At 52.1% G+C, this 25,819-nt stretch carries 22 protein-coding genes; 14 read left to right on the top strand and 8 right to left on the bottom strand.

The annotated features are described in order from the left end of the window. Positions 1-140: 140 nt before the first annotated feature. Both EC840_RS09700 and bcp read left to right on the top strand, forming a co-directional pair. A complete protein-coding gene (locus tag EC840_RS09700; protein WP_112287580.1) occupies positions 141-707 on the top strand; it encodes a glycine cleavage system transcriptional repressor in 567 nt (188 codons plus the stop codon). 25 nt (positions 708-732) lie between these two features. Next, the gene (gene bcp, locus EC840_RS09695; RefSeq protein WP_112287579.1) at positions 733-1,206 is read left to right on the top strand and encodes a thioredoxin-dependent thiol peroxidase; all 474 of its coding nucleotides are present in this window, start codon (positions 733-735) and stop codon (positions 1,204-1,206) included. Positions 1,207-1,281: 75 nt separating this feature from the next. On the opposite strand, the gene EC840_RS09690 is transcribed toward bcp, so the two are convergent. After that, positions 1,282-2,346 (bottom strand): AI-2E family transporter, encoded by a 1,065-nt coding sequence (locus EC840_RS09690; protein WP_112287578.1) that lies wholly within the window; start codon positions 2,344-2,346, stop codon positions 1,282-1,284. A 260-nt stretch (positions 2,347-2,606) separates the two neighbouring features. Here EC840_RS09690 and EC840_RS09685 point away from each other — a divergent pair, with 260 nt between their 5' ends. Continuing rightward, on the top strand, positions 2,607-4,136 hold the full coding sequence (locus EC840_RS09685) for a M48 family metallopeptidase (protein ID WP_165929022.1): 1,530 nt from the start codon (positions 2,607-2,609) through the stop codon (positions 4,134-4,136). Positions 4,137-4,163: 27 nt separating this feature from the next. Beyond that, a complete protein-coding gene (arsC, locus tag EC840_RS09680) occupies positions 4,164-4,520 on the top strand; it encodes an arsenate reductase (glutaredoxin) (RefSeq protein WP_113876102.1) in 357 nt (118 codons plus the stop codon). Positions 4,521-4,585: 65 nt separating this feature from the next. Here arsC and hda read toward each other — a convergent pair whose 3' ends face one another. The 3 genes from hda to upp all read right to left on the bottom strand — a co-directional run bounded on the left by hda (position 4,586) and on the right by upp (position 7,464). Further along, a complete protein-coding gene (hda, locus tag EC840_RS09675) occupies positions 4,586-5,293 on the bottom strand; it encodes a DnaA inactivator Hda (protein WP_013576559.1) in 708 nt (235 codons plus the stop codon). Between the two features lie 164 nt (positions 5,294-5,457). Beyond that, positions 5,458-6,750, bottom strand: coding sequence for a uracil permease (gene uraA / locus EC840_RS09670; RefSeq protein ID WP_112287575.1), 1,293 nt, complete (start codon positions 6,748-6,750; stop codon positions 5,458-5,460). A gap of 87 nt (positions 6,751-6,837) precedes the next feature. After that, entirely contained in the window at positions 6,838-7,464 is a 627-nt protein-coding gene (gene upp / locus EC840_RS09665; protein ID WP_095925026.1) for a uracil phosphoribosyltransferase, read from the bottom strand. 348 nt (positions 7,465-7,812) lie between these two features. On the opposite strand from upp, the gene purM reads away from it, so the two are divergent. The 5 genes from purM (at position 7,813) to ppx (ending at position 14,299) form a co-directional block, all read left to right on the top strand. Continuing rightward, positions 7,813-8,850 carry a phosphoribosylformylglycinamidine cyclo-ligase gene (gene purM / locus EC840_RS09660; protein ID WP_132965101.1) on the top strand — a complete coding sequence of 346 codons (1,038 nt, stop codon included), beginning with the start codon at positions 7,813-7,815 and terminating at the stop codon, positions 8,848-8,850. A 42-nt stretch (positions 8,851-8,892) separates the two neighbouring features. Further along, positions 8,893-9,531 carry a phosphoribosylglycinamide formyltransferase gene (purN, locus tag EC840_RS09655; RefSeq protein WP_113876104.1) on the top strand — a complete coding sequence of 213 codons (639 nt, stop codon included), beginning with the start codon at positions 8,893-8,895 and terminating at the stop codon, positions 9,529-9,531. Between the two features lie 220 nt (positions 9,532-9,751). Beyond that, positions 9,752-10,327: a spermidine N1-acetyltransferase gene (gene speG, locus EC840_RS09650; protein ID WP_112287572.1), complete on the top strand. Its 576-nt coding sequence runs from the start codon at positions 9,752-9,754 to the stop codon at positions 10,325-10,327. Between the two features lie 335 nt (positions 10,328-10,662). Beyond that, positions 10,663-12,732 (top strand): polyphosphate kinase 1, encoded by a 2,070-nt coding sequence (gene ppk1 / locus EC840_RS09645; RefSeq protein WP_112287571.1) that lies wholly within the window; start codon positions 10,663-10,665, stop codon positions 12,730-12,732. A gap of 22 nt (positions 12,733-12,754) precedes the next feature. After that, positions 12,755-14,299: an exopolyphosphatase gene (gene ppx, locus EC840_RS09640; RefSeq protein WP_112287570.1), complete on the top strand. Its 1,545-nt coding sequence runs from the start codon at positions 12,755-12,757 to the stop codon at positions 14,297-14,299. A gap of 82 nt (positions 14,300-14,381) precedes the next feature. On the opposite strand, the gene EC840_RS09635 is transcribed toward ppx, so the two are convergent. Beyond that, positions 14,382-16,613: an EAL domain-containing protein gene (locus EC840_RS09635; RefSeq protein ID WP_113876105.1), complete on the bottom strand. Its 2,232-nt coding sequence runs from the start codon at positions 16,611-16,613 to the stop codon at positions 14,382-14,384. A gap of 503 nt (positions 16,614-17,116) precedes the next feature. On the opposite strand from EC840_RS09635, the gene EC840_RS09630 reads away from it, so the two are divergent. From EC840_RS09630 to EC840_RS09620, 3 genes are all read left to right on the top strand, one after another. Beyond that, positions 17,117-17,335, top strand: coding sequence for a YfgG family protein (locus EC840_RS09630; protein WP_112287568.1), 219 nt, complete (start codon positions 17,117-17,119; stop codon positions 17,333-17,335). Between the two features lie 9 nt (positions 17,336-17,344). Continuing rightward, a complete protein-coding gene (gene mgtE / locus EC840_RS09625) occupies positions 17,345-18,784 on the top strand; it encodes a magnesium transporter (RefSeq protein WP_132965099.1) in 1,440 nt (479 codons plus the stop codon). 222 nt (positions 18,785-19,006) lie between these two features. After that, positions 19,007-21,268: a PAS domain S-box protein gene (locus EC840_RS09620; protein ID WP_132965097.1), complete on the top strand. Its 2,262-nt coding sequence runs from the start codon at positions 19,007-19,009 to the stop codon at positions 21,266-21,268. Positions 21,269-21,278: 10 nt separating this feature from the next. Here EC840_RS09620 and alkA read toward each other — a convergent pair whose 3' ends face one another. After that, complete coding sequence (alkA, locus tag EC840_RS09615; protein WP_243701052.1) at positions 21,279-22,142, bottom strand: DNA-3-methyladenine glycosylase 2; 864 nt, start codon at positions 22,140-22,142, stop codon at positions 21,279-21,281. Between the two features lie 182 nt (positions 22,143-22,324). Continuing rightward, positions 22,325-23,716, bottom strand: a complete 1,392-nt coding sequence (gene cysS, locus EC840_RS09610; protein WP_113876109.1) for a cysteine--tRNA ligase — start codon at positions 23,714-23,716, stop codon at positions 22,325-22,327. 227 nt (positions 23,717-23,943) lie between these two features. Here cysS and ppiB point away from each other — a divergent pair, with 227 nt between their 5' ends. Together ppiB and lpxH are read left to right on the top strand one after the other, a co-directional pair. After that, positions 23,944-24,438, top strand: a complete 495-nt coding sequence (gene ppiB, locus EC840_RS09605; RefSeq protein ID WP_113876111.1) for a peptidylprolyl isomerase B — start codon at positions 23,944-23,946, stop codon at positions 24,436-24,438. A 25-nt stretch (positions 24,439-24,463) separates the two neighbouring features. Continuing rightward, the gene (gene lpxH, locus EC840_RS09600) at positions 24,464-25,186 is read left to right on the top strand and encodes a UDP-2,3-diacylglucosamine diphosphatase (protein ID WP_132965093.1); all 723 of its coding nucleotides are present in this window, start codon (positions 24,464-24,466) and stop codon (positions 25,184-25,186) included. Here the strand turns inward: lpxH and miaE are convergent. Then, on the bottom strand, positions 25,170-25,802 hold the full coding sequence (miaE, locus tag EC840_RS09595) for a tRNA isopentenyl-2-thiomethyl-A-37 hydroxylase MiaE (RefSeq protein WP_112287561.1): 633 nt from the start codon (positions 25,800-25,802) through the stop codon (positions 25,170-25,172). The two genes, lpxH and miaE, sit on opposite strands and share 17 nt — an antisense overlap. Positions 25,803-25,819: the final 17 nt, after the last annotated feature.

Here is a 25,819-nt window from a genome sequence, read left to right as displayed (position 1 = left end):
TTCCCCTCCACAAACAGGTCACTCATGGTACTTTTGACACCACTGCAAAAGCAAGCAATCAACGAGCGGTAACCGCTTGTCCGGCGGTTTTTTTTATGTTTACCTTGGGAATACTCCAAAGCACGACAGGAAGACCCATTTTGCCGCAGCCACAACAACATTATCTGGTCATCACCGCGTTGGGTGCCGATCGCCCTGGTATCGTCAACACTATTACCCGTCAGGTGAGCAGCTGCGGCTGTAATATCGAAGACAGCCGGCTGGCAATGCTGGGCGATGAGTTTACGTTCATCATGCTGCTTTCAGGCAGTTGGAACGCCATCACCCTGATTGAATCCACCCTGCCGCAAAAAGGCGCGGAGCTTGAGTTGCTGATTGTGATGAAACGCACCAGCGCCCATGAACGCCCGCCGATGCCTGCCACCGTGTGGGTGAAAGTGGAAGTCAAAGACTCGCCGCATCTGATTGAGCGTTTTACCGATTTATTCGATACGCATCAGATGAATATCGCCGAACTTGCGTCAAAAACCCGTCCGGCGGACGCCACGTTGCCCGCGCAGCTTTCTATTCAGATCACGGCGCACAGCGCGGCAAATACCGATCCGGCAATTATTGAGCAGGCGTTTCATCAGCTATGTACAGAACTGAAAGCGCAAGGCAGTATTAACGTCGTTAGTTATTCTGAGAATGAAAATAAACTGCAGTAACAGCTGAAAGATACGGAGAAAGACAATGAGCCCACTGAAAGCCGGTGACCCTGCGCCGCAATTTAGTTTACCCGATCAAGATGGTGAACAAATTAATCTGGCCGACTTCCAGGGACAGCGTGTCCTGGTCTATTTTTATCCAAAAGCCATGACCCCGGGTTGTACGGTACAGGCCTGCGGACTGCGCGATAACATGGATCAGTTGAAAAGTGCAGGCGTCGAAGTGCTGGGGATCAGCACCGATAAGCCAGAAAAACTGTCGCGTTTTGCTGAAAAAGAGTTGCTGAACTTCACGTTGCTTTCCGATGAAGATCATCAGGTCTGCGAGCAGTTTGGCGTCTGGGGTGAAAAATCCTTTATGGGTAAAACCTATGACGGCATCCATCGCATCAGCTTCCTGCTCGACGGCAATGGCAAGGTCGAGAAAGTGTTCGACGACTTTAAAACCACTAACCACCATGACATCGTGATGGCCTATCTGAACGAGAAGTCTGCCTGATCTCTCACGCCTGACAAACGTTCATAAAAAAAAGCGCAGACGCGCTTTTTTTATTGGGTACGGTAGCAGAAAGAATCAGACCGTTTCGTTCAGTGATTCATCCGGCCAGACGTGAACCACGGCTTTGACCAGCGTCGCCAGCGGTATCGCAAAGAATACGCCCCAGAATCCCCACAACCCGCCAAACACGACAACCGCCAGAATAATGACCAGTGGATGCAGGTTTACCGCCTCTGAAAACAGCAGCGGCACAATCACGTTACCATCCAGTCCCTGAACGACCAGATACGCGACAATCAGCGTCCAGAAATCCGCGCCGAGTCCCCACTGGAACATCGCCACAATTACCACCGGAATGGTCACCAGCATCGCGCCGATATACGGGATAAGCACTGATACGCCCACCAGCACCGCCATCAGCAACGAGTAACGCATGTCCATCACCACAAATACCAGATAAGTGGCGACACCGACGATGATCATCTCCAGCACTTTACCGCGGATATAATTAGTAATTTGCTGATTCATCTCCACCCAAACCTGTCCGGCCAGCCCGCGATCGCGTGGCAGCACGCGACGCACGGCATTGAGCATCTGCTCTTTATCTTTGAGGAGGAAGAACACCATCATCGGCACCAGAATCAGGTAAATCGCCAGCGTCAGTAAGCCTACCAGCGACGCCAGTGAATATTTCACCACAGACTCGCCGAGCCCCGATAACTTGCTGCGCATGTTTTCGGCCATCATATCGATGATACCGGCATCGACCAGCGCCGGATAACGCTTGGGTAACGTGGCTGCAAAATCGTAAAAACGGTTAAGCATACTGGGCAAATCTGTCATCAGATTCACACCCTGTTGCCAGGTAACCGGCGCAATAACGAACATGCCGAGCAGTAAAATACCGGCAAAAATAATCAGCACAACGCTGACGGAAAGCGTGCGGGAAAGCCCGACATGTTGCAGACGAACAGTTGGCCATTCCAGTAAATACGCCAGAACAATCGCCACCAGAAGCGGAGCAAGAATGCCATTAAGAAAATAAAGAATACAAAAGCCCGCGACCAGGATGGCCAGCAGCGCAATGGCCTGGGGATCGGTAAAGCGACGGCGATACCACTGTAACAACATGTCCAACATCAGAGAACGCTCCTGTAGTTTCCTGTTCTGGCGGGTGTGCGCTGTATGTTCCCTGCGCGCTCAGACACAAGTAACTATCTAAAAAATTCGTTGTCATACCACTGTAGCTGCACAGTGTTTTAAACTCTCACGAGGATAGCTACTATAGAGACAGGCGCAAAGAAAAGCGTCAGAAAATAATGGTCTGACTCACTGATCATGGAAGAAAGGCTCGCAAAGCTCATCGGTATCGCGGTTCACTTATTGGGAAGCAAATGTTTATGGTCATGCGGTTGAAAAAAACGGTGATTGCCCTGTGTCTGGGCAGCCTGCTCACAGGCTCTATTCTGCCCGCAGGTGCGGATGACAGTTCATTCTGGTCAACGCCGGTGAGTTCTGCCAAAACCAGTTCACCCCTGGCTCCGCCGGTAAGCGATCAGTTACCCGATATCGGTACCACCGCCGGCGGCACGCTGAGCATCAATCAGGAACTGCAGATGGGCGATTTTTACGTCCGTCAGATGCGCGCCAGCACGCCGCTGATTAACGATCCGCTGCTTAATCAGTACGTCAATGAACTTGGCCAGCGGCTGGTAGCACACGCTTATTCCGTCCGTACTCCTTTTCATTTTTTTATCGTCAATAACGATGAACTGAACGCCTTTGCTTTCTTTGGCGGCAACGTGGTGATCCACTCTTCCCTGTTCCGTTATACCGATAATGAGAGCCAGCTGGCTTCCGTTATGGCGCACGAAATTTCCCACGTGACCCAGCGCCATCTGGCGCGCGCGATGGAAGATCAACAGCGCAATGCCCCGCTGACCTGGGTGGGCGCACTAGGCTCTATCCTGCTGGCGATGGCCAGCCCGCAAATGGGCATGGCAGCGCTGACCGGTACGCTGGCAGGCACGCAGCAAGGCATGATCAGCTTCACGCAAGGCAATGAGCAGGAAGCGGACCGTATCGGCATTCAGGTTTTGCAGCGTGCCGGATTTGATCCGCAGGCCATGCCCGCCTTCCTGCAAAAACTGGCCGATCAGGCCAGCTATTCGACCCGCCCGCCGGAAATGCTGCTGACGCACCCGTTACCCGACAGCCGTCTGGCCGATATCCGCAACCGCGCCAACCAGATGCCGCACCCGATTGTGCAATCTTCACAAGATTACACCATGGCGAAAGTGCGCATATTGGGGATGTACGGTTCCGACAGTTTCCCGCTGAGCGATGACTATTTACTGAAGCTGAGCAACGGCAATATCCGTGAGCAACTGGCGGCAAAATACGGCCATGCGCTGCAATTCTACAAAGCTAAGAAATACGATCAGGCACGGGCGATCCTCGAGCCGCTGCTGGCACAAAATCCGGGCAACGAATGGCTGCTGGATTTAGCGACCGATACCGATATCGAGAGCAAACGTGCACCGCAGGCTATTGCGCGTCTGGAACAGGCGGGTGCGGCGACCAGTTCAAATCCGGTACTTCAGCTCAATCTGGCCAACGCTTACCTTGAAGGGGCGAAACCGGCCAATGCCATGAAGATCCTCAACCGCTATACTTTCAATTACCCGGGTGATCCGAATGGCTGGGATCTGTTATCTCAGGCCGCTGCGGCTCAGGGTTTGCGTGCGCAGGAACTGGCCGCCAGAGCGGAAAGCATGGCGTTAATCGGCCGTCTGGATCAGGCGATTGAAATGCTGAGCAACGCCAGCGCATTACAAAAATTAGGCAGTCTGGAACAGGCCCGTTACGACGCACGCATCGACCAGCTTCGTCAGTTGCAGGGACGATTCCGTCAGTATCAGAAAGGCTGATTTCAGCGCCAGAATGGAGAAATGTTAATGCCACATGATGTCGAGATTTACCACAATCCGGCGTGTTCAAAAAGCCGTGAGACCCTGAAATTACTGGAAGCAGAAGGCATTGAGCCGCAGGTGATTTTGTATCTGGAAACTCAGCCGTCGGTGGATAAGCTGAAAGAACTGCTGGGGCTGCTGGGCTTTAGCTCAGCGCGGGAACTGATGCGCAAAGGCGAGCAGATTTATAAGGATCTGAATCTTAAAGACAAAGACCTGAGCGAGGAACAACTGTTACAGGCAATGGCGGATCATCCGCGGCTGATTGAACGTCCGATTGTGGTTGCCAACGGCAAAGCGCGTTTAGGTCGTCCGCCGGAACAGGTGAAAGAGATTTTATAACCCCCGCCAGTACATTCGGGTTCGGTTTACGAACCCGGCTGTCCTTTCCCATTAAAGCCTTCCGCTTACAGCCCGAGAATTTCTTTCACGAACGGGATCGTCAGTTTGCGTTGCGCGGTGATAGATGCGCGATCGAGCTGATCGAGCGTCATAAACAGCGTACGCATTTCCCTGTCCAGCCGTTTTAACAGGAAACGGCCCACGTCTTCCGGCAGTTCAAAGCCGCGCAGTTTGGCGCGTAACTGCAATGCCTGAAGTTTTTCTTCGTCGGAAAGTGGCTGAAGTTTGTAGATTTGCCCCCAGTCGAGACGGGAAGCCAGATCCGGCAGGCTGAGATTCAGCTGACGCGGAGGACGATCGCCGGTAATAAACAGACGCGTGCGACCGGTTTCAAGAATGCGGTTATAAAGATGGAAAACAGCGGCTTCCCATTCATCATCACCGGCAATGCCTTCGATATTATCGATACACACCAGCGCCAGATGCTCCATGCCATCCAGCACTTCCGGCACGAAATAAGCCCGCTTGTCTAAAGGCACATACCCTACCGCTTCGCCGCGCTGCGATAATTCTGCGCAAGCTGCGTGTAACAGATGGCTGCGGCCGCCGCCTTCGCGTGACCAGAAATAAATATAAGTGCCGTGTTCCTGATGCAATGCGCTCTGAATGGCAGATAGCAGAGAAGGGTTTTCCCCCGGATAAAAACTGGCAAAGGTTTCATCATCGGGTAGATAAAGTGGCAGGGAAAGCTGTGCCGGCGTATTCAGAAGCACCTCAACCGAAGCGGCATAAAGACCGCAGATGTTGTCACGTCAATAAAAGGAACTGCCGAATTCTAGCAAGGATCCGTCGTGAAATGAACTGTACCCGGTGCAACCGCTTGCGATCCGAGCACCTGACCGGCAAGCAGCTGCCTGACGGTCAGGAATGATCACGGTCAGACTGGCGGGTTTTCCCGCTCATCTTCCACGTCAATGATCTGTTCTTCGCCGCGGAAAATCTCAATCACTTTGAACAACAGGCTCAGGAAGATACCGACGATCGTCGCCAGCGCCATGCCTTTCAGCTCAGCCGCACCGATGTGGATCTTCGCTCCGCTGACGCCGATGATCAGGATCACCGCAGTCAGGATCAGGTTCTGCGCTTTATTGTAATCAACTTTCGATTCAATCAGCACGCGGATCCCTGAAGCGCCAATCACGCCGTAAAGCAGCAGCGAAACCCCGCCCATCACCGGTACCGGCACCGCCTGAATGGCCGCCGCCAGTTTCCCGATACAGGAAAGCAGAATAGCCAGGATTGCCGCGCCGCCGATGACCCAGGTGCTGTAAACCTTGGTGATCGCCATCACGCCGATGTTTTCACCGTAGGTGGTGTTTGGCGTAGAACCGAAGAAACCGGACAGTACGGTCGACAGGCCGTTCGCCAGCATCGAACGGTGCAAACCCGGATCCCGCAGCAAATCTTTCTTCACAATGTTCGCCGTCACGACCAGATGCCCGACGTGCTCAGCAATCACCACCAGCGCCGCAGGCAGGATGGTGAGGATAGCCACCCATTCAAAACGCGGCGTATAGAAAGTTGGCAGCGCGAACCAGTGTGCGTTTTCAATAGCAGAAACATCCACTACGCCCATGAAGAACGAGAGTGCATAACCGACCAGCACGCCAATCAGGATCGGGATAATCGCCAGGAAACCGCGGAACAGTACGGAACCCAGAATCGTCACCGACAGCGTCACCAGTGAAATGGTGATGGTGGTAGAGTCTACCGCTGCGCCATCGGCAGGCAGCAGTCCGGCCATATTCGCTGCGACACCGGCCAGTTCAAGCCCGATGACGGCTACGATTGCCCCCATCGCCGCGGGCGGGAACATCACGTTGATCCAGCCAATACCGGCTTTCTTAACAATCAGCGCCACCAGACAAAACAGTAACCCGCAGGCAATAAATCCGCCCAGCGCCACTTCATACCCCATCGGCAACAGCAACAGCACCGGTGAAATAAACGCGAAACTCGAGCCGAGATACGCCGGTATCTTCCCTTTACAGACAAATAAATACAGCAAAGTCCCTATGCCATTGAACAGCAGCACCGTTGCCGGGTTTATCTTAAACAGAATGGGAACCAGAACGGTGGCACCAAACATGGCAAACAGATGCTGGAAACTCAGGGGAATTGTCTGCAGCAATGGCGGACGTTCGCTTACCCCGATGACACGACGGGTCATGAATGTGATCCTCTCAATGGTGTGATGTTGTGTTGTGTATGACGAGCAAAAAAAAGCCGACTGCTTAGTCGGCTTATTGCTAATTGCTTACTTCGTACCAAATATCTTGTCGCCCGCATCGCCGAGCCCCGGGATGATGTAGCCTTTCTCGTTGAGTCCCTGATCCACCGAGGCGGTGTAGAGTTCAACGTCCGGGTGCGCGGCTTCGAGAGCGGCGATCCCTTCCGGAGCAGCAACCAGCACCAGCACTTTAATGCTCTGGCAGCCCGCTTTTTTCAGTAGGTCGATGGTGGCAATCATAGAACCACCGGTGGCCAGCATCGGGTCAACGACCAGCGCCAGACGTTCTTCGATGTTAGAAACCAGCTTCTGGAAATACGGCACAGGTTTCAGGGTTTCTTCATCACGATACACGCCGACGACGCTGATACGCGCACTCGGAACGTGCTCCAGTACGCCTTCCATCATGCCCAGACCGGCACGCAGGATTGGCACGACAGTAATTTTCTTGCCTTTGATCTGATCGATTTCCACCGGGCCATTCCAGCCTTCGATGGTGACTTTTTCAGTTTCTAAATCGGCAGTCGCTTCATACGTCAGCAGACTTCCCACCTCAGAAGCCAGTTCGCGAAAACGTTTCGTGCTGATGTCGTTTTCACGCATCAGGCCCAGCTTGTGTTTCACCAGCGGGTGTTTCACCTCGACGATCTTCATTATTTATTCTCCTAAGGTGGTTGAGCTGCAAAAAAAAATCGCGAGATTATAACGCCATTTTTTTTGAACGCCATACCAATTAGCCTGATCCAAATCAACTTATCCTTCTTCATTGAAGCCGCAGTTGCGTTAGCGGCTCTCTCTCACCCGAATCACTGACTCAAGTCAGCTCGTCGGGATTCGCTCGTTTGCTGCCTTGCTGCAACGCCAATGACTTCGGCTAAGTGTTGTATCTTTAAGTATAGATAGTGACTCTGAATAAGGCGCTCGCAAACGTTTGCTTCCACTGTTAGAATTGCCCCGCTTTATTCTTCAACCACCAACCCAAACCGCCGTGGGGACTTCGCAGTGACCGACAAAACCTCTCTCAGCTATAAAGACGCAGGCGTAGATATCGATGCCGGTAACGCATTGGTAGATCGCATTAAAGGTGTAGTAAAACAGACTCGTCGCCCGGAAGTTATGGGTGGATTAGGGGGTTTTGGTGCTCTCTGCGCGCTGCCGCAAAAATATCGTGAACCCGTGCTGGTTTCGGGTACCGACGGCGTTGGCACCAAGCTGCGTCTGGCGATGGATTTACAACGCCACGATACTATCGGTATCGACCTGGTCGCGATGTGCGTCAACGATTTGATCGTTCAGGGCGCTGAACCTCTGTTCTTCCTCGACTATTACGCCACCGGTAAACTGGACGTCGATATCGCCGCCAGTGTGATCACCGGTATTGCAGAAGGCTGTAAACAGTCTGGCTGTGCGTTAGTCGGCGGCGAAACCGCTGAAATGCCGGGCATGTACCACGGCGAAGATTACGACGTCGCCGGATTCTGTGTTGGCGTAGTGGAAAAATCAGAAATTATCGACGGCAGCAAAGTAGCTGATGGCGATGTGCTGATCGGCCTCGCCGCCAGTGGCCCGCACTCCAACGGTTACTCCCTGGTGCGCAAAATTCTGGAAGTCAGCAACACTGACCCGGAAACCACCACACTGGCAGGCAAATCCCTGGCTGATCACCTGCTCGCACCAACCAAAATTTACGTGAAGTCGATCCTCAATCTGATCGAAAACGTGGACGTTCACGGTATCGTTCACCTGACCGGTGGCGGCTTCTGGGAAAATATTCCGCGCGTACTGCCGGAAAACACTCAGGTCATCATCGAAGAAGCCAGCTGGGAATGGCCGGACGTCTTCACCTGGTTGCAGACTACCGGTAACGTCAGCCGTCACGAAATGTACCGCACCTTTAACTGTGGCGTGGGCATGGTGGTCGCACTTCCGGCAGAACTTGCCGACCAGGCCATTGCGTTACTGAATGACAAGGGTGAAAAAGCGTGGAAAATTGGCTATGTTAAGGCCTCTGACTCCGCTGAGCGCGTCGTTATTGAGTAATCAGTCAGGTCACTCTATTCACTGAAGACGACAGGTAGGGATATGAAAAGGATTGTGGTTCTGGTATCGGGCGAGGGAAGCAACTTACAGGCCCTGATCGATGCCTGCCAGCAGGGACGAATCAACGCAGAAATCAGTGCAGTCTTCAGTAATAAAATCGCTGCATACGGGCTTGAAAGAGCCCGTTTAGCCGATATTCCGGCGCATGCGCTGGATGTAAAAGCTTACGAAGATCGCATCGCCTTTGACGTTGCACTGGCTGACGCTATTGAAACTTTCAAGCCCTCTCTGGTGGTACTCGCTGGTTACATGCGGATCCTGAGCGCCGAATTCGTTCAGCGCTTTGCGGGGCGCATGATTAACATCCACCCTTCCCTGCTGCCGAAATATCCGGGTTTACATACTCACCGTCAGGCGATTGAAAATCAGGATGCTGAACACGGCACGTCCGTACATTTCGTGACGGAAGAACTCGATGGCGGCCCGGTGATTTTACAGGCCAAAGTGCCTGTTTTTGCTGAGGATACGGAAGAAGAGCTGGTTGCCCGCGTGCAAACGCAGGAACACAGCATTTATCCGCTGGTGGTCAGCTGGTTTGTTGACGGACGTTTATCACTGCAAAACGGTCAGGCGTTTCTGGATAACAAACCGCTTTCTGAACGCGGATACGCAGAAGATTAATCTGTACTTGCCTCACGATTTCACTATAAACCGGCCACGTGCCGGTTTTTTATTTTCCATCATTTGACATTTGTTTACATTTCACCCGATATAATGCACATCCCGGCGCACGTTTAAACGTCGTTTGTGCGCCGACCTTCATCTGAAACACAGTTGTTTCAGACCTCATATTTACGAAGGTTACCCTCATAAAACGGCTTTTATAGTTGAGGAACACCCCATGTTTAGCCATAACAGCGTCAGATTACGTCCACTGGAAAAGGACGACCTGTCGTTTGTTCACCGTCTTGATAATAACGCCAGCATCATGCGTTACTGGTTTGAAGAACCTTACGAGGCTTTCGTCGAACTGACCGACTTGTATCACAAACACATCCATGACCAGAGCGAACGCCGCTTTATTATAGAATTCGAAAGCGGACCGGTCGGCTTAGTGGAGCTGGTGGAAATTAATCATATTCACCGCCGCGCGGAATTTCAGATAATCATTGACCCGCAACATCAGGGCAAAGGCTTTGCCGGTGATGCCGTGCGTCTGGCGATGGATTATGCCTTCTCAGTTCTGAACCTCTACAAACTGTATTTAATCGTCGATAAAGAAAATAAAAAGGCGATCCACATTTACAGCAAATTAGGGTTTGAGATCGAAGGTGAACTGAAACAGGAATTCTTTGTGAACGGCGAATACCGCAGTGCCATCCGCATGTGTATTTTCCAGCCGCAATTCCTGGCGAAGTACAAAACCAAACCGGTTCAGGTCAAAACTGAATCACTGATTGGCGCCAGCGCGGTGTAGTTTAGTGCTGTACAGTTTAGCGCGTTAAAAATCAGGCCATAAATTACCGGTGAGGGGAAAAGAACTCCTTCACCGGTAAGACTTTTCCCGCCTTTTTCTCTCATTTGTTCCCCTGATATAAACTCTCCTGAAATCATCCCCAGTTATGTTGGACTTTCCTGTCAATCTTTCGCAATATTGATAGCAGACACTAGGCCCCTCTCACTGACAGCTTCCTGTTACGCTGACCTGAAAAAACGGCCCGTAACACGAGGAATAAGCTGAGCTAAATTGCGGTGTTTTCGGGCAAATTTGCCTGTATGGGCCAGGTTGCAAGCTAAATGAACGGAGTGAAAATGGGTCAGGAAAAGCTTTATATCGAGAAAGAACTAAGCTGGCTGTCCTTCAATGAGCGCGTGTTGCAGGAAGCGGCAGACAAAAGCAATCCCCTGATCGAACGGATGCGTTTTTTAGGGATCTACTCCAATAACCTGGATGAGTTCTATAAAGTCCGTTTTGCCGATTTAAAGCGACGGATCCTCATCAGTGAAGAACAAGGCTTTCTGGGTGCCTCCCGTCATTTACTGAAAAAAATTCAGGCGAAAGTTCTGCGTATTGATCAGGAATTTGACAGCCTTTACAACGATTTGCTGCTGGAAATGGCGCGTAATCAGATCTTCCTGATTAACGAACGGCAGGTTTCTGAGAATCAGCAAGCCTGGTTGCGTCAGTATTTCAAACATCATCTGCGCCAGCACATCACGCCCATTCTGATTAATCACGACACCAATCTGGTGCAGTTCCTTAAAGACGATTACACCTATCTGGCGGTCGAAATTATCCGTGGCGAAGAAATTCACTACGCGCTGCTGGAAATTCCTTCAGATAAAGTGCCGCGCTTCGTCAATCTGCCGCCGGAAGCTCCGCGCCGCCGCAAGCCGATGATCCTGCTTGATAACATTCTGCGTTATTGCCTGGACGATATTTTCAAAGGCTTCTTTGATTACGACGCGCTGAATGCCTATTCGATGAAAATGACCCGTGACGCCGAATACGATCTGGTCACGGAAATGGAATCAAGCCTGCTGGAACTGATGTCATCGAGCCTGAAACAGCGTCTGACCGCCGAGCCGGTGCGTTTTGTTTATCAGCGCGATATGCCCGATGAAATGGTGGAATTGCTGCGCGGCAAGCTGGGTATCTCGAACTATGATTCTGTGATCGCCGGTGGCCGTTACCATAACTTTAAAGATTTCATCAGTTTCCCGAATGTCGGTAAAGCCAATCTGGTCAACCGCCCGCTGCCACGTCTGCGCCATTTATGGTTCGATAAATTCCGCAATGGCTTTGCGGCGATCCGCGAACAGGATGTGCTGCTGTATTATCCGTATCATACGTTTGAACACGTGCTGGAACTGCTGCGCCAGGCGTCGTTCGATCCCAACGTTTTATCCATAAAAATCAATATATACCGCGTTGCGAAAGATTCACGCATCATCGAATCGATGATCCACGCGGCGCACAACGGCAAGAAAGTGACCGTCGTCGTCGAACTTCAGGCGCGCTTTGATGAAGAAGCCAACATTCACTGGGCGAAACGTCTGACAGAAGCCGGTGTACACGTTATTTTCTCTGCGCCGGGCCTGAAAATTCACGCAAAACTCTTTCTTATTTCCCGCCGCGAAGGCGATGAAATTGTCCGCTATGCTCATATTGGGACCGGTAACTTTAACGAGAAAACCGCCCGCCTTTATACCGACTATTCGCTGCTCACGGCGGATGCGCGCATCACCAACGAAGTCCGCCGGGTGTTTAACTTTATTGAGAACCCGTACCGGCCGGTCTCTTTCGAGCATCTGATGGTGTCACCGCAAAACTCGCGCGACATGCTGTATCGCCTGATCGACAAAGAAATTGCCAATGTACAGGCTGGCGGCACAGGCGGAATTACGCTGAAAATCAATAATCTGGTGGATAAAGGACTGATCGACCGCCTGTACGTCGCGTCTAACGTCGGGGTGAAAATCCGTCTGCTGATCCGCGGTATGTGTTCGCTGGTCCCGAATTTACCGGGCTTTAGCGAAAACATTCAGGTCACCAGTATTATTGACCGCTATCTTGAGCACGACCGTGTTTATGTCTTTGAAAATGGTGGCGATACCAAAGTATTCCTGTCTTCTGCTGACTGGATGACCCGTAATATCGATTACCGAATTGAGGTTGCTGTCGCCCTGCTCGATCCACGCCTTAAACAACGCGTTCTGGATATTCTAGAACTGCTGTTTAGTGACACGGTAAAAGCCAGAGTGATTGATAAAGAACTGAGCAACCGGTATGTTCCACGCGGAAATCGTCGCAAAGTGCGTGCGCAGCTGGCGATTTACGAATATCTGAAAGATCTGGAACAACAAAGTCAGCAAGCCTGAATCTCTGGAGCGCTACACAACTATGCCCCTTAAAAACAGCCCAATGAACGCCAAGCCACAGGAAATTGCGGCTATCGATCTCGGATCGAACAGTTTCCATATGGTCATCGCGCGCGTGGTTAACGGCGCGATGCAGGTCTTAGGTCGCCTGAAACAACGCGTTCATCTGGCCGATGGTCTCGACAATAAAAGTGTGCTCAGTGAAGAAGCCATGCAACGTGGGCTGGATTGCCTGGCTTTATTTGCAGAACGTCTGCAAGGTTTTCCGGACAGCAACGTCACCATCGTCGGCACGCATACCCTGCGTCAGGCGGTGAACGCCGAGGAGTTCCTCAGGCGTGCCAAAGAAGTGATCCCCTACCCGATTGAAATTATTTCCGGGCAGGAAGAAGCCCGTCTGATTTTTATGGGTGTTGAACACACGCAACCGGAAAAAGGTCGCAAGCTGGTCATCGACATCGGTGGCGGTTCTACGGAACTGGTCATCGGCGAAGATTTCGAACCTTTGCTGGCAGAAAGCCGACGTATGGGCTGTGTCAGTTTTGCGCAGATGTTTTTCCCGGAAGGCGAAATCAGTCGCAGCAACTTCAAACGTGCGCAACTCGCTGCCGCGCAGAAGCTGGAAACACTGGCCTGGCAGTACCGTCTGCAAGGTTGGCAGTATGCGCTGGGCGCGTCCGGCAGTATCAAAGCGGCTTACGAAGTGCTGGTCGCAATGGGGGAGAAAGACGGACTGATCACCCCTGAGCGTCTGGAAATGCTGACCGAAGCGGTGCTGAATTTCAAAAAATTCAGTGATCTGGATTTACCGGGCTTATCGGAAGACCGTCAGTCAGTGTTTGTGCCAGGACTGGCGATTTTGCGTGGCGTATTTGATGCGCTGGCTGTCAAAGAGCTGCGTCTTTCAGACGGCGCGCTGCGTGAAGGTGTGCTGTATGAGATGGAAGGTCGTTTCCGTCACCAGGACATCCGCACGCGTACCGCGAAAAGTCTGGCCGACCATTACAATATCGACCGGGAACAGGCGCGCCGCGTGCTGGAAACCACCGAGCAGCTTTACAGCCAGTGGTTAGCACAAAATACTAAACTGGTGCAGCCACAGCTGGAATCACTGCTGAAATTCAGCGCCATGCTGCATGAAGTGGGTCTGAGCATTAACCACTCCGGAATGCATCGCCACTCTTCTTATATCCTGCAAAACACCAATTTGCCGGGCTTTAATCAGGAACAGCAAACGCTGCTGGCGACGCTGGTGCGTTTCCATCGTAAAGCCATCAAGCTGGAAGAATTGCCACGCCTGAATCTGTTTAAGAAGAAACACTACATTCCTCTTATTCAGCTGCTGCGTCTTGGCGCATTACTCAATAACCAGCGCCAGTCCACGACCACACCGGAATCCCTGCGGTTATCTACCGATGATAATCACTGGACGCTGCGTTTCCCGGCCGGATATCTGGCGCAGAACAACCTGGTTCAGCTGGATTTTGAAAAAGAACAAAGCTACTGGGATGACGTCACGGGCTGGAAACTGATGCTCGAAGAAGAAGACGGCGCAGCGGAAGACTAATTCGTTTGTCGCTATAAAAAAGCCCTCCGGCACAATGTGCTCAGAGGGCTTTTTATTTTCTATGCCCCAATCACCCGCGAAATCAGGTCGCAGGGAAATCGAGCAATGTGGCTAGTGGCTCCGGTTTACCCACCAGATATCCCTGCATGTAATCGACGCCCAGCGCATGGAGCGCAGCTTTCTGTTCTTCCGTCTCCACATACTCCGCCACAATAGACAGGTGCTTCATACGTGCGACCTGGCAGATAGATTGCACAATGTAGGCATCCAGTGAATCTGTGAGCATATTGCGCACAAAACTGCCGTCAATTTTCAGGATGTCGGCCTGAATAGCTTTCAGACGTCCGTAACTGGCGTAACCGGTGCCGAAATCGTCTATTGCAATCCGGCAGCCATAAGCACGCAGTTCCCGCATCGCGAAGTCGGCATATTTCATATTCTGCAAAAGATGCGATTCGGTGACTTCCAGAACGATCTGGAACGGCTCAATTTCATATTCCAGCATCAGCGATTTAAAATCGCGGGTAAACGTCGGACGACATAACGTCGATGGCGTGAAATTAACGGCAAAACGCAGGCTCGGCAGACGTACACGGTTCTGATTAATAAACATCAGCGCATGCCGGAGTACCCACATATCCATCTGATAAGACAGCCCGAATTCGTGAACCACCGGCAGGAATTTATCCGGCGTGATCAGGGTATCCTGCGAACCATCAAACATGCGCAGCAGGATTTCGTAATAGCTGTCGCCGCGAACACCCAGTATCGGCTGAGCCATCAGCACAAAGCGGTCGTCATCTAACGCACGCTGAATTTTGTGCAGCATGTCGACTTTGTCTCTGATCTCCAGCTGAACCTGACTGTGGTCGCTTTTGTTCGACTCAGGCTGACCGGTGGTCAGTGAAACTTCCGCAATACCACTGAGTTCACCCAGTAAAATAGGCAGATGCTCGACTGGCGAATATACCGTGCAGTACGACAAACCAATGTTGGGATGCAACGGCAACCCGTTCCAGAGCAGGCGGAAATCCTCGAGATAATCATGCAGCCCCTGCAATTTCATATCTGCATCTTCACAATTCAGGCGCAGAACCAGATCATAGCCGGGTAAGTGATACACACGCTCGCCGGACTGAAGGAAAGGTTTGAGCCCGACCGCCAGTTGCTGTTTGAACTGGATCCGCAGCTGCATCCCGTAGTTACGGCTGAGAACGTCCATATCCGACACGCGGATGAAGCAAAGCATGGAACGCGGATGGCGGGCTAAATCGCGGTTAAAGGCACGCAGATTAGGCAAACCAAACACCGGATCCAGCAGGGCGGCTGATTTGAATTTTTTCATCAGCAGTCGCTGGCGCGAAGAAAGCGCCGACATCAGCAACAGCGTAATGGTGTAAACCAGCATCAGCGCAGAAACAAAGACCAGATTATGAACAAAGCCGGTTTCTGAGATAAACCCCTGATAATTGTAGAATAATACAGTGAGCGTAATACTCCATACGATACTGATGAAGTAATAGCCATAGCGTAACGCCCCGAACAGCATCACAGGGAAAAGCAGCGTCAGAGTGTAATCACTCAGCAAAATTTTTGTGAACGGCTCGCTTATACTGGGCACGCTGAGCAGCGTGACCATGGTGGCCATGACCAGAAACCAGACCACCATTTCGGTGGTTTTCACGCCCGGCGCCCGCTGCTTACGCAACATCATCCGCAACACGCGCCAGTAGCGGGGCTGACGAATCATGCGGATCACCAGGTAAATGACGTGCGAATTGAGCAAAATGCCGATGATCATCGCCTGCAAATTGATGAGTGTCCGCAACGTCACAAAATCAGCCGTGACCAGCCCCAGATAACCCGGCAGCAACCCGCTTTCCACCACAATCTGCAATACAGTCATGAAGAAGACAGTGAGGAACACCAGCAACCAGCCGACACGCATCCACGCCAGATTCATCAGACCTAATGGCGCTGACCAGCGATTTCCGGCCTGCCAGCGGTATCCGAGCCAGGCCAGAAAAAGCGAGGTGAAATAAATAACCGTCAGCAACGTCGCCATTTCTGCGCCGACCCTGAAATAATAACGCAGGAACAACGTCAGGACGATCCCGGGTAATGCAGCCCAGTCAAATACCATCAGCAGCGCAACACACGTCGCCAACGGCATATAAATCAGATAGGTACGACCTTCAGGCAAAAATATGATCGGAGAAAGCCATGAGGTAACGGGGATCAAGACCAGCGCGCAAATGACGGGAAGTCCCCACCATTTATGGCGAATCTCATGCCAGGAAAAAATTTTACGCATTCAGTCCATCTAAGTTTTGCGCATGAACTTCATGCCGCGGTGAGTGATTCATCGTGTAACGGACGCCAGACAAGCTGGCTGACAACCGCAGTTGCAGACGTCGTCTAAAATTATCGTAGTAAAAACGTCACTTCACACAAAATAACTGAAGAAAAAAGAATACAGCGGAGGTCAGAGTACAACGCTTCAAAATAAGACTGAATTCTAATGTCACTTATCTTAAATCCCTTGATGCAGATCATTAAACACAATCTTTGTGTTTTAACGTAAAAATCATCTTAAACAAATTCATCGCGTGACTAACAGAATGGTTTTTATATCCAGTGATATAGAATAATCCGAGGAAAAAGGAAAATTACTCGTTTACAAAAATGGACGTTACGGAAATTCGCTTTTATTTGATTATCTGGCTGCTCGTTTAGATGTGTTATATATTGTAAACGTTATCATTTGCAGTTCTTCATCCTTCCACCGGAGCAACGATTTACTTAAGCGATCAAATTATGTCTCGAAAAACCAACATCACAATGACGAAAATCGTTTTATCGATCAGCTTCATTATTTTGTTAGGACGTCTGGTCTATTCCGGTATCGGCGCGTATTCCCACCATCAGAACCAAAAACAACAGCAAACAGATGGGCAAACCGTCGCACCTCAGGAACCGACTTCCGACAAAACTTGTACCGGCACACTCAAGACCTGCCGCTACCATAAGGACTAAGGATCCCGAATGTCTGCCGAAAAACCAAAAAGTTACGGACAAAAACTCGCCGAGAGTCGTGGCCGGATCCTCGATCTCCTGCTTAACACCGATGATCTTGCTGACAGCATTCTCGGTGAAGAAATTGACGTTGATGATGCCACCCGCGCCAGGCTGATGGATTACACCGCGGAGCTGAGCTCGCGGGTGCAGAAACTCCATGCCGCTGACGTGGCGGATGTGCTGGAAGCGTTACCCATTCACGAACGCCTCGCGTTGTGGCGGCTGGTTGAACCCGCTGCCCGCGGTAAGGCGCTGGTCGAAGTCTCTGAAACCGTCTGGGACAGCCTCATTGAGGAAATGAGCGACAAAGACCTGCTGAAAACCATGTCTCTGCTGGACGTGGATGATCAGGTCTATCTGGCCGAATATCTGCCGCGTGACCTGACGGGCCGCGTGCTTACCTCACTGGATCCGCGTCAGCGCGATAAAGTTCGCGAGGTGATGAAATTCAATAAAGAGTGCGTCGGCAGGATCATGGACTTCGAGCTGCTGACGGTTCGCCCTGATGTTTCTCTCGGCACCGTGCAGCGCTTTCTGCGCCTGAATAAAGCCATCCCGGAAGCGTCCGATAAGCTGTTTATCACTGACCGTAAAAACACGTTATTAGGCGAACTGCCGCTGACGACGATTTTGCTGAACCCGCCGCATACGCTGGTTTCAGACGTCATGGTCACCGATCTCACCAGTTTTGAGCCAGAAGATAAAGCCGAAGACGCCGCCAGTGCGTTCGAACGTTATGATCTGATCACTGCGCCGGTGGTGGACAAAAAAGGCAAGCTGATGGGACGTCTGACGGTGGAAGAAATCGTCGATTTCGTCAATAACGACACCGACAGCAATTTACGCCGCATGGGGGGGCTGAGCCCGGAAGAGGATGTCTTTTCACCGGTCACTAAAGCGGTGCGTAATCGCTGGGCGTGGCTGGCGATCAATCTGTGTACGGCCTTCGTTGCATCGCGCGTGATAGGTTTGTTTGAACATACGATTTCACAACTGGTGGCGCTGGCTGCCCTGATGCCAATTGTTGCCGGCATCGGCGGGAATACAGGCAATCAAACCATCACCATGATTGTCCGCGGACTGGCCCTGCACCATGTCCAGCTCGGTAACCTGAAGTTCCTGATGTTCAGGGAACTGGGCGTCGCGCTGATTAACGGCCTCGTCTGGGGCGGACTGATGGGCGTGGTGACCTGGCTGCTGTACAGCGACTGGGAAATGGGCGCCGTAATGACGCTGGCGATGGTGCTGAATCTGCTGCTGGCAGCACTGATGGGTGTGGTCATTCCGCTGACCATGGTGCGTCTGGGGCGCGACCCTGCGGTCGGTTCCAGCGTGATGATAACTGCCCTGACAGATACCGGTGGATTCTTTATCTTCCTCGGCCTCGCCACCATTTTCCTGCTCTGACCCTCTTATTCCGGCCATCCGGCCGGAATATTCGTCAACTATTCCAACGTAACGTAAAATTTATATTAATAATTAGTCACGCTTTTCCGATACTGATAACGATATTGAGAGTACGTGTCATCGTTTGTGCTCATGATGACGCCTGAGTGATAAAAAAATACAAAAACGACCATCACTGCAACTGTTCTGGATCCAAACACCAGTCAGAAAAAGGTTTTCACCGTGGAAAAAAGCAAACCACCCTCGATCACAATAAGCCGGACGAACTGGACATCTCACGTACTGTTAGGCATTTCTGTCTGCCTGCTGGCGCTCGCCTGTATGAGCGTGATCCAGAAATCGTCCAGCCTTGCAGGCTTGTGGCTGCCAACGGCGCTGATGATCCCTGTTCTGTTTCGCCATCGCTACCGCGACTGGCTGCCGTTACTGTGTGCCAGCGCGTTAGGCATTGCAGCGGCACATTCCGTTCTGGGCACGCCTTTCCTGCGCTATCTGCCTTATCTGCTTAACAATCTTTTTGAAGCCGCATTTTGCGCGGCATTGTTGCGGCGATTGTTGCCGGAGCAGGATCCCCTTACCGGCCTCGGTTACTGGGTCAGATTCCTGATGGTTGCGGTCATTTTCTGTCCACTGGTCAGCTCATTAATCATGATGCTGTTTATCCTGCACATTCAATCGCCGGTGGAATTGCAAAGTCGTTTTGCCACCTGGTTCATGTCTGAAGCTGTCGCAATCCTGGCGCTTACCCCGCTCGGGCTGGTTTATCAGCGCGGTTATTTCAGGAAAAACCTGACTTCCGGGCGTTTTTTTGGATTGCTTCTGACGCTCATCATCACGCTGGCGGCAGGTTTTCTGGCGCTCAAATGGCTGCCTTATACCTTTGCCTTTATCACCATTCCGCTGTTGTGGTGCGCCATTCGTTTACCCCGCATCGAAGCGTTCATTATTTTCCTGTGCATGACGCTGATGATTGCTTTACTGCACACCAGCGGCATTGTTTCCGTGCAGCCGCATACCGTCGTACAAATTCCTCAGGGGCTGATTTTCCTGCCACTGCTGCTGATCCTGACTCCGGCAAACGCCATGGCGATGGCGATGCACGCCCTGCGGGCAGAGAAATCGCATATCACGCAAAGTGAAAATCGTTTTCGCAACGCGATGGAATACTCGGCAATCGGCATGGCGCTGGTATCCCCGCAAGGCAGGCTGCTGCAGGTCAATAAATCGCTGTGTAATCTGCTGGGGTATGAGGCGGAATATCTCACCACGCTGACCTTCCAGGAAATTACTTATCAGGAGGATTTGGGCAAGGATCTGGCGATGCTGGAGCAACTGCTTAACGATGAAATCCAGACCTACACCATGGAAAAACGCTACCTGTGCCGTAACGGAGAAGTGATTTGGGCATTACTCGCCGTGTCGCTGGTGCGCGATGAAGAACACAATCCGCTGTATTTCATTTCTCAGATTGAAGATATCAACGAGCTCAAACATACCGAAATGACCAATAAGCGTCTTTCGGAAGCGCTGCATGAAGAGAAAGAACTCATGCACATCACCCTCAATTCCATCAACGAGGCGGTGATTTCCACCGACCGGAATATGAATATCACGTTCATGAATCCGGTGGCGGAGAAAATGACCGGATGGACAGAGGAACAGGCGCAGGGCCAGCCGGTGAACCGCATTGTACTCATCAGCAAAGGGCAGGATGGTCCGCTAATCGACAATCTGCTGCACTTTGATATCAACGAAAATCTTCACTCTTCCGTTGAGCGTTCACTGGTGTTGCATGGCCATCATACCGGTCTGTTTGATGTCCAGCTGGCGGTGTCTCCGCTGCGTACGTTGAAAGATGAACCGATCGGCATCGTGCTGGTATTGCAGGACGTCAGCAGATCGCGCGAGCTGATGCGCAGGCTGAGCTACAGCGCGTCCCACGATTTACTGACCGGATTGTCGAACCGTGGCAGTTTCGAATCCAGCCTGAAAAAAGCACTGAATCTGATAGCCACTGCGCGTCAGTCGCACTGTCTGGCGTTTATCGATCTGGATCATTTCAAAGCGATTAATGACACGGCCGGGCACGCCGCCGGTGACGAACTGTTACGTCAGATCAGTACGCTGATGCAGGAACACATGCGCAACAGTGACCGCCTCGCGCGGCTGGGCGGCGATGAGTTTGCGCTGATCTTATTTGATTGTCCGGTGGAACAGGGTTTGAACACCCTCTCGAAACTGGTGAGTGAAATCAATCAGTTCGAATTTATCTGGGAAGACAAAATTTACCGCATCGGTGCCAGCGCCGGATTAACGAAGATGAATGACCCCACCGTCAGCGGCAGCGAGTACATGGCGCAGGCGGATAAGGCCTGTTATACCGCCAAAAATAACGGACGGGGACGGGTTTTCCGCTATGAGCCGCAACAGAAAACTGCCACCGTTCATACCGAAGGCAGCATTTTCCCGCCTGAAAAAACTTAACCCGCGCGGATTAAGGCATATCCGGTTGCCAGTCGTTATTGAACCATAAATGCAGCGTGGCGTAAGTGCGCCACGGTTTCCAGACTTCGGCATAGCGGGCAATTTTCCCCGGCGTCATGCCCGGAAAACGCTGTTTAATCAGATAATCACCGCCAAGAAAAACGTCCGGCGCAGACCATGCCCGCATCGCCACATAACTGGCCGTCCAGCTGCCAATTCCCGGCATCGCCAGCAGTAATCTGACACCTTCCTGCACATCGGTAATGTCATCGAGCGGCAACCGCCCTTCTTCCACCGCCTGCGCAATATTGATCAGACAGGCTGCGCGTTTGGCCTGCACGCCGATACCGCGTAAATCATCGACCGTTAATTTCGCCATCGCCGCCGGAGACGGAAACAAATGCGTCAGCGCCGCGAACGGCGTGCTCACCGGCTCGCCCCATTTTTCAGTCAGCCGGGTTGCCAGCGTCGCGGCCATTTTCACACTGACCAGTTGCCCGAGAATGGCCCTGACCGTCAGCTCAAAACGGTTCACGCAGCCCGGCAGACGTAATCCCACGGCGTTTTCAGCCAGCCGACCTAAACCCTCAGCGATAAGTAATGGCTGCGCATCGAGATCCAGTAAACGCCGCACCTGCTTTGCCACGCTATCCGTCACCGGCTCAAGCGACGGCGAAATCTCAAGTTCGACGCTGTTAATGTCCGCCAAAGGCCGCAGCCGCAACCAGCCGGTCAGCCGCACGCCGTTGTGTATGACCGCCAGCGTCCGCTGATAATAGTCGCCGTCCTGCTGCTCGATGCCCTGCAACGCACGCGCACCGAGAAACGCCGTCATCCACTGCCAGTCATACGGAGGCTGATACGTCAGAAGCATTTGGGTCACAGGATGATCCTTATAAAAAAGCCTCCCGGAAGGAGGCTATATGTCTCGCATCTCCAAAATAACTGGAGTTGCAGCAAGGCGGCAAGTGAACGAATCCCGATGAGCTGACACAAGTCAGTCATTCGGGTTCGCGAACGCAGCCAACGCTCCTGCGGCTTCAGGTATGAAGGAGATTACTTACGACGCCAGGTGGTGCCGTTGGCGCCGTCTTCTAACACGATGCCCATTTCATTCAGACGATCGCGCGCTTTATCCGCCATACCCCAGTCTTTGCTGGCGCGGGCATCGTTACGCTGTTTGATCAACGCTTCGATTTCGGCGACTTCATCGTCGTTGTCCGCCTGCGCACCAGATTTCAGGAACTGCTCCGGATCCTGCTCCAGCAAGCCCAGCACGCCCGCCAGCTGACGCAATTCTGCTGCCAGACCGTTGGCCGCCGCCATATCTTCCGCTTTCAGGCGGTTGATGTCGCGCGCCATATCGAACAGCACGGAATAGGCTTCCGGCGTGTTGAAATCGTCGTCCATTGCCGCACGAAAACGCGCCACGAAAGCCTCACCACCGGCTGGCGTTGCAGTAACGTCCGTACCGCGCAGCGCGGTATACAAACGTTCCATCGAGGTACGTGCCAGTTTCAGGTTCTCTTCGCTGTAGTTCAGCTGGCTGCGGTAATGGCCAGACATCAGGAAGTAACGCACGCTTTCGGCGTCGTAATATTTCAGCACATCGCGCACGGTAAAGAAGTTGTCCAGTGACTTGGACATCTTTTCGCGGTCGATCATCACCATGCCGGAGTGCATCCAGGTGTTAACATACGGACCGTCGTGTGCGCAGCTGGACTGAGCAATTTCGTTTTCGTGGTGCGGGAACATCAGGTCAGAACCGCCGCCGTGGATATCGAAATGCGCGCCAAGCTGTTTGCAGTTCATAGCAGAACATTCGATATGCCAGCCCGGACGGCCTTCGCCCCACGGTGACGTCCAGCTCGGCTCACCCGGCTTGGACATTTTCCACAGCACAAAGTCCATCGGATTGCGTTTCACGTTGGCTTCAACTTCAACGCGGGCGCCCGCCTGCAACTGATCCAGATCCTGACGGGATAACACGCCGTAATCCGGATCGCTCTCCACCCAGAACATCACGTCGCCGTTCGACGCCACATACGCGTGATCACGGTCGATCAGCTTCTGTACGATATCGATGATTTCATGAATGTGACCGGTGGCGCGAGGCTCAGAATCCGGCGGCAGAATGTTCAGTGCAGCAAAATCCGCGTGCATTTCGGCGATCATACGATCGGTCAATGCCATAAAGGTTTCGCCATTCTCAGCGGCACGTTTAATGATTTTGTCGTCAATATCGGTGATGTTACGCACGTATTTCAGGTCATAACCGACGTAACGCAGGTAACGCGATACCACGTCGAAAGAGACAAAGGTGCGACCGTGGCCGATATGACACAGGTCGTAAACAGTGATCCCACACACGTACATCCCGACTTTACCGGCATGAATTGGCTTGAATTCCTCTTTTTGGCGACTCAGGGTATTAAAAATCTTCAGCATCAGGCTATTCCGTGTGTTGGGCGTAGAAAATGACGTTGGCGCATTTAAGCGACACTAACGGCCATAATATAACGAAAATGATTTCACCGAAACGGCATAAGGCCGCCGGACGGGCTTTAGTGGTCATAAAGGCGCTGCTGACGGCAACTTTTGAGTTATGGTATAAGAAAAGGCTATAGTAGCCGCTCTGACACAGAGCACACATCAACATTAGCAGGATGATAATTATGGTCACTTTCCACACCAACCACGGCGACATCGTCATTAAAACTTTCGCTGACAAAGCGCCAGCCACGGTTGAAAACTTCCTGAACTATTGCCGTAAAGGCTTCTACGACAACACAATTTTCCACCGTGTGATTAACGGCTTCATGATCCAGGGCGGCGGTTTTGAGCCAGGCATGAACCAGAAAAACACCGATGCACCTATCGATAACGAAGCAGACAACGGCCTGAAAAACACCAAAGGCACGCTGGCGATGGCGCGTACCAACGATCCACATTCTGCTACCGCACAGTTCTTTATCAACGTCACTGACAACGATTTCCTGAACCACAGCGGTAAAAACGCGCAGGGTTGGGGCTACTGCGTATTCGCAGAAGTGGTTGAAGGTCAGGACGTGGTTGACGCGATCAAAGCCGTCAAAACGGGCCGCAGCGGTATGCACCAGGACGTTCCAAAAGAAGATGTTGTGATCAAAAGCGTGACAGTCAGCGAATAACCGACGTTTTTAAGAACACGTCGGCATGACCACGTTTTTTATCGCAGATATCCATCTTTGCGCACAGGAACCGGCAATCACTGCCGGTTTCCTTCGTTTTCTACGTGAAGATGCGCCACAGGCCGATGCTCTGTACATTCTCGGCGACCTGTTCGAAGCCTGGATTGGCGACGACGATCCGCAGCCACTTCACGCAGAAATCTCCGCCGCACTGAATCATTTGCATCAGCAAGGCGTGCCCTGCTTCTTTATTCACGGCAACCGCGATTTTCTGCTCGGCAGACGTTTCGCCCGCGACAGCCTGATGACGCTGCTGCCGGAGAAAAAAGTGCTCGAGCTGTACGGACGCCGCATCCTGATCCTGCACGGCGACACGCTGTGTACCGACGATGTCGCGTATCAAAACTTCCGCAAAAAAGTCCACAATCCGTTTATCCAGAAACTTTTCCTGATGCTGCCACTGAAATGGCGACTGGGCATTGCTGCCAGAATGCGCGCTAACAGTAAGGCGTCGAATCAGGGTAAATCACTGGAGATTATGGATGTGAACTCGCAGGCGGTGGTCAGCGAAATGCAGATGGCTGGCGTCGAGTGGATGATCCACGGCCATACCCATCGGCCAGCCATTCACGATGTCCCGCTCGGAAACAAAACCGGCCATCGTGTGGTACTCGGCGCATGGCACGAAGAAGGTTCGATGGTGAAAGTCACCGCCGATAACGTCGAGCTGATCAGCTTCCCGTTTTAAGTCCGCAGACGGGTACACCGCTGTGGAAGCGGAACTGCTCGTCCGGGGTTAAGATCAGTTCCGCTTCAATCCTGCCAAACTCCTCTACCCGCTCACTAATATCCGTTCCGGCATATTGCTCTGCCAGCGCCAGATAATCGGCAAAATGCCGTGATTCAGAACGCAGCAGCGAAGTGTAAAAACGCGACAAGGTTTCATCGAGATGCGGCGCTATTTTGGCAAAACGCTCGCAAGAGCGCGCTTCGATGTATGCGCCGATGATCAGCCGGTCGACCAGAATATTCAGATCATCGTGATGGCGGGTATGTTTAATCATGCCGCTGGCGTAGCGCGATGGTGAAAGCTGGGTGTAGGTGATATTGCGTTTTTGCATGATTTCCACCACTTGTTCAAAGTGATGAAGTTCTTCACGCGCCAGACGCGCCGCACAAAATAGCAGTTCGGTGCGGTCCAGATATTTCGTCATCAGGCTCATCGCCGTCGCCGCCGCTTTCTTTTCACAGTTAGCGTGGTCAATCAGCATGACTGTCTGATTTTCCAGCGCCACATCCACCCACAGAGCGGGCGTTTCACAGTGAAGAAAATCATAAATCGGTGCCAGTAAAGCCTGCGTCATAAATCAGTTTCCACTCA

The organism is Rahnella sp. JUb53, assembly GCF_004346065.1.
In the GTDB taxonomy this organism is placed as follows: Bacteria; Pseudomonadota; Gammaproteobacteria; order Enterobacterales; family Enterobacteriaceae; genus Rahnella; species Rahnella variigena.
Note: the sequence above shows the minus strand (reverse complement) of the source record. Positions and strands in the feature narration are given on the sequence as shown.

What these genes read in the sequence shown, in the direction of transcription:
- arsC (WP_113876102.1), top strand. Translation starts at nt 4,164, where the DNA reads ATGCCACATGATGTCGAGATTTACCACAATCCGGCGTGTTCAAAAAGC.
- alkA (WP_243701052.1), bottom strand. Translation starts at nt 22,142, where the DNA reads ATGCTTCTGACGTATCAGCCTCCGTATGACTGGCAGTGGATGACGGCG.
- EC840_RS09690 (WP_112287578.1), bottom strand. Translation starts at nt 2,346, where the DNA reads ATGTTGGACATGTTGTTACAGTGGTATCGCCGTCGCTTTACCGATCCC.
- lpxH (WP_132965093.1), top strand. Translation starts at nt 24,464, where the DNA reads ATGACCACGTTTTTTATCGCAGATATCCATCTTTGCGCACAGGAACCG.
- EC840_RS09630 (WP_112287568.1), top strand. Translation starts at nt 17,117, where the DNA reads ATGTCTCGAAAAACCAACATCACAATGACGAAAATCGTTTTATCGATC.
- purN (WP_113876104.1), top strand. Translation starts at nt 8,893, where the DNA reads ATGAAAAGGATTGTGGTTCTGGTATCGGGCGAGGGAAGCAACTTACAG.
- ppiB (WP_113876111.1), top strand. Translation starts at nt 23,944, where the DNA reads ATGGTCACTTTCCACACCAACCACGGCGACATCGTCATTAAAACTTTC.
- uraA (WP_112287575.1), bottom strand. Translation starts at nt 6,750, where the DNA reads ATGACCCGTCGTGTCATCGGGGTAAGCGAACGTCCGCCATTGCTGCAG.
- cysS (WP_113876109.1), bottom strand. Translation starts at nt 23,716, where the DNA reads ATGCTGAAGATTTTTAATACCCTGAGTCGCCAAAAAGAGGAATTCAAG.
- EC840_RS09685 (WP_165929022.1), top strand. Translation starts at nt 2,607, where the DNA reads ATGGTCATGCGGTTGAAAAAAACGGTGATTGCCCTGTGTCTGGGCAGC.
- ppx (WP_112287570.1), top strand. Translation starts at nt 12,755, where the DNA reads ATGCCCCTTAAAAACAGCCCAATGAACGCCAAGCCACAGGAAATTGCG.
- upp (WP_095925026.1), bottom strand. Translation starts at nt 7,464, where the DNA reads ATGAAGATCGTCGAGGTGAAACACCCGCTGGTGAAACACAAGCTGGGC.
- speG (WP_112287572.1), top strand. Translation starts at nt 9,752, where the DNA reads ATGTTTAGCCATAACAGCGTCAGATTACGTCCACTGGAAAAGGACGAC.
- bcp (WP_112287579.1), top strand. Translation starts at nt 733, where the DNA reads ATGAGCCCACTGAAAGCCGGTGACCCTGCGCCGCAATTTAGTTTACCC.
- EC840_RS09635 (WP_113876105.1), bottom strand. Translation starts at nt 16,613, where the DNA reads ATGCGTAAAATTTTTTCCTGGCATGAGATTCGCCATAAATGGTGGGGA.
- mgtE (WP_132965099.1), top strand. Translation starts at nt 17,345, where the DNA reads ATGTCTGCCGAAAAACCAAAAAGTTACGGACAAAAACTCGCCGAGAGT.
- miaE (WP_112287561.1), bottom strand. Translation starts at nt 25,802, where the DNA reads ATGACGCAGGCTTTACTGGCACCGATTTATGATTTTCTTCACTGTGAA.
- ppk1 (WP_112287571.1), top strand. Translation starts at nt 10,663, where the DNA reads ATGGGTCAGGAAAAGCTTTATATCGAGAAAGAACTAAGCTGGCTGTCC.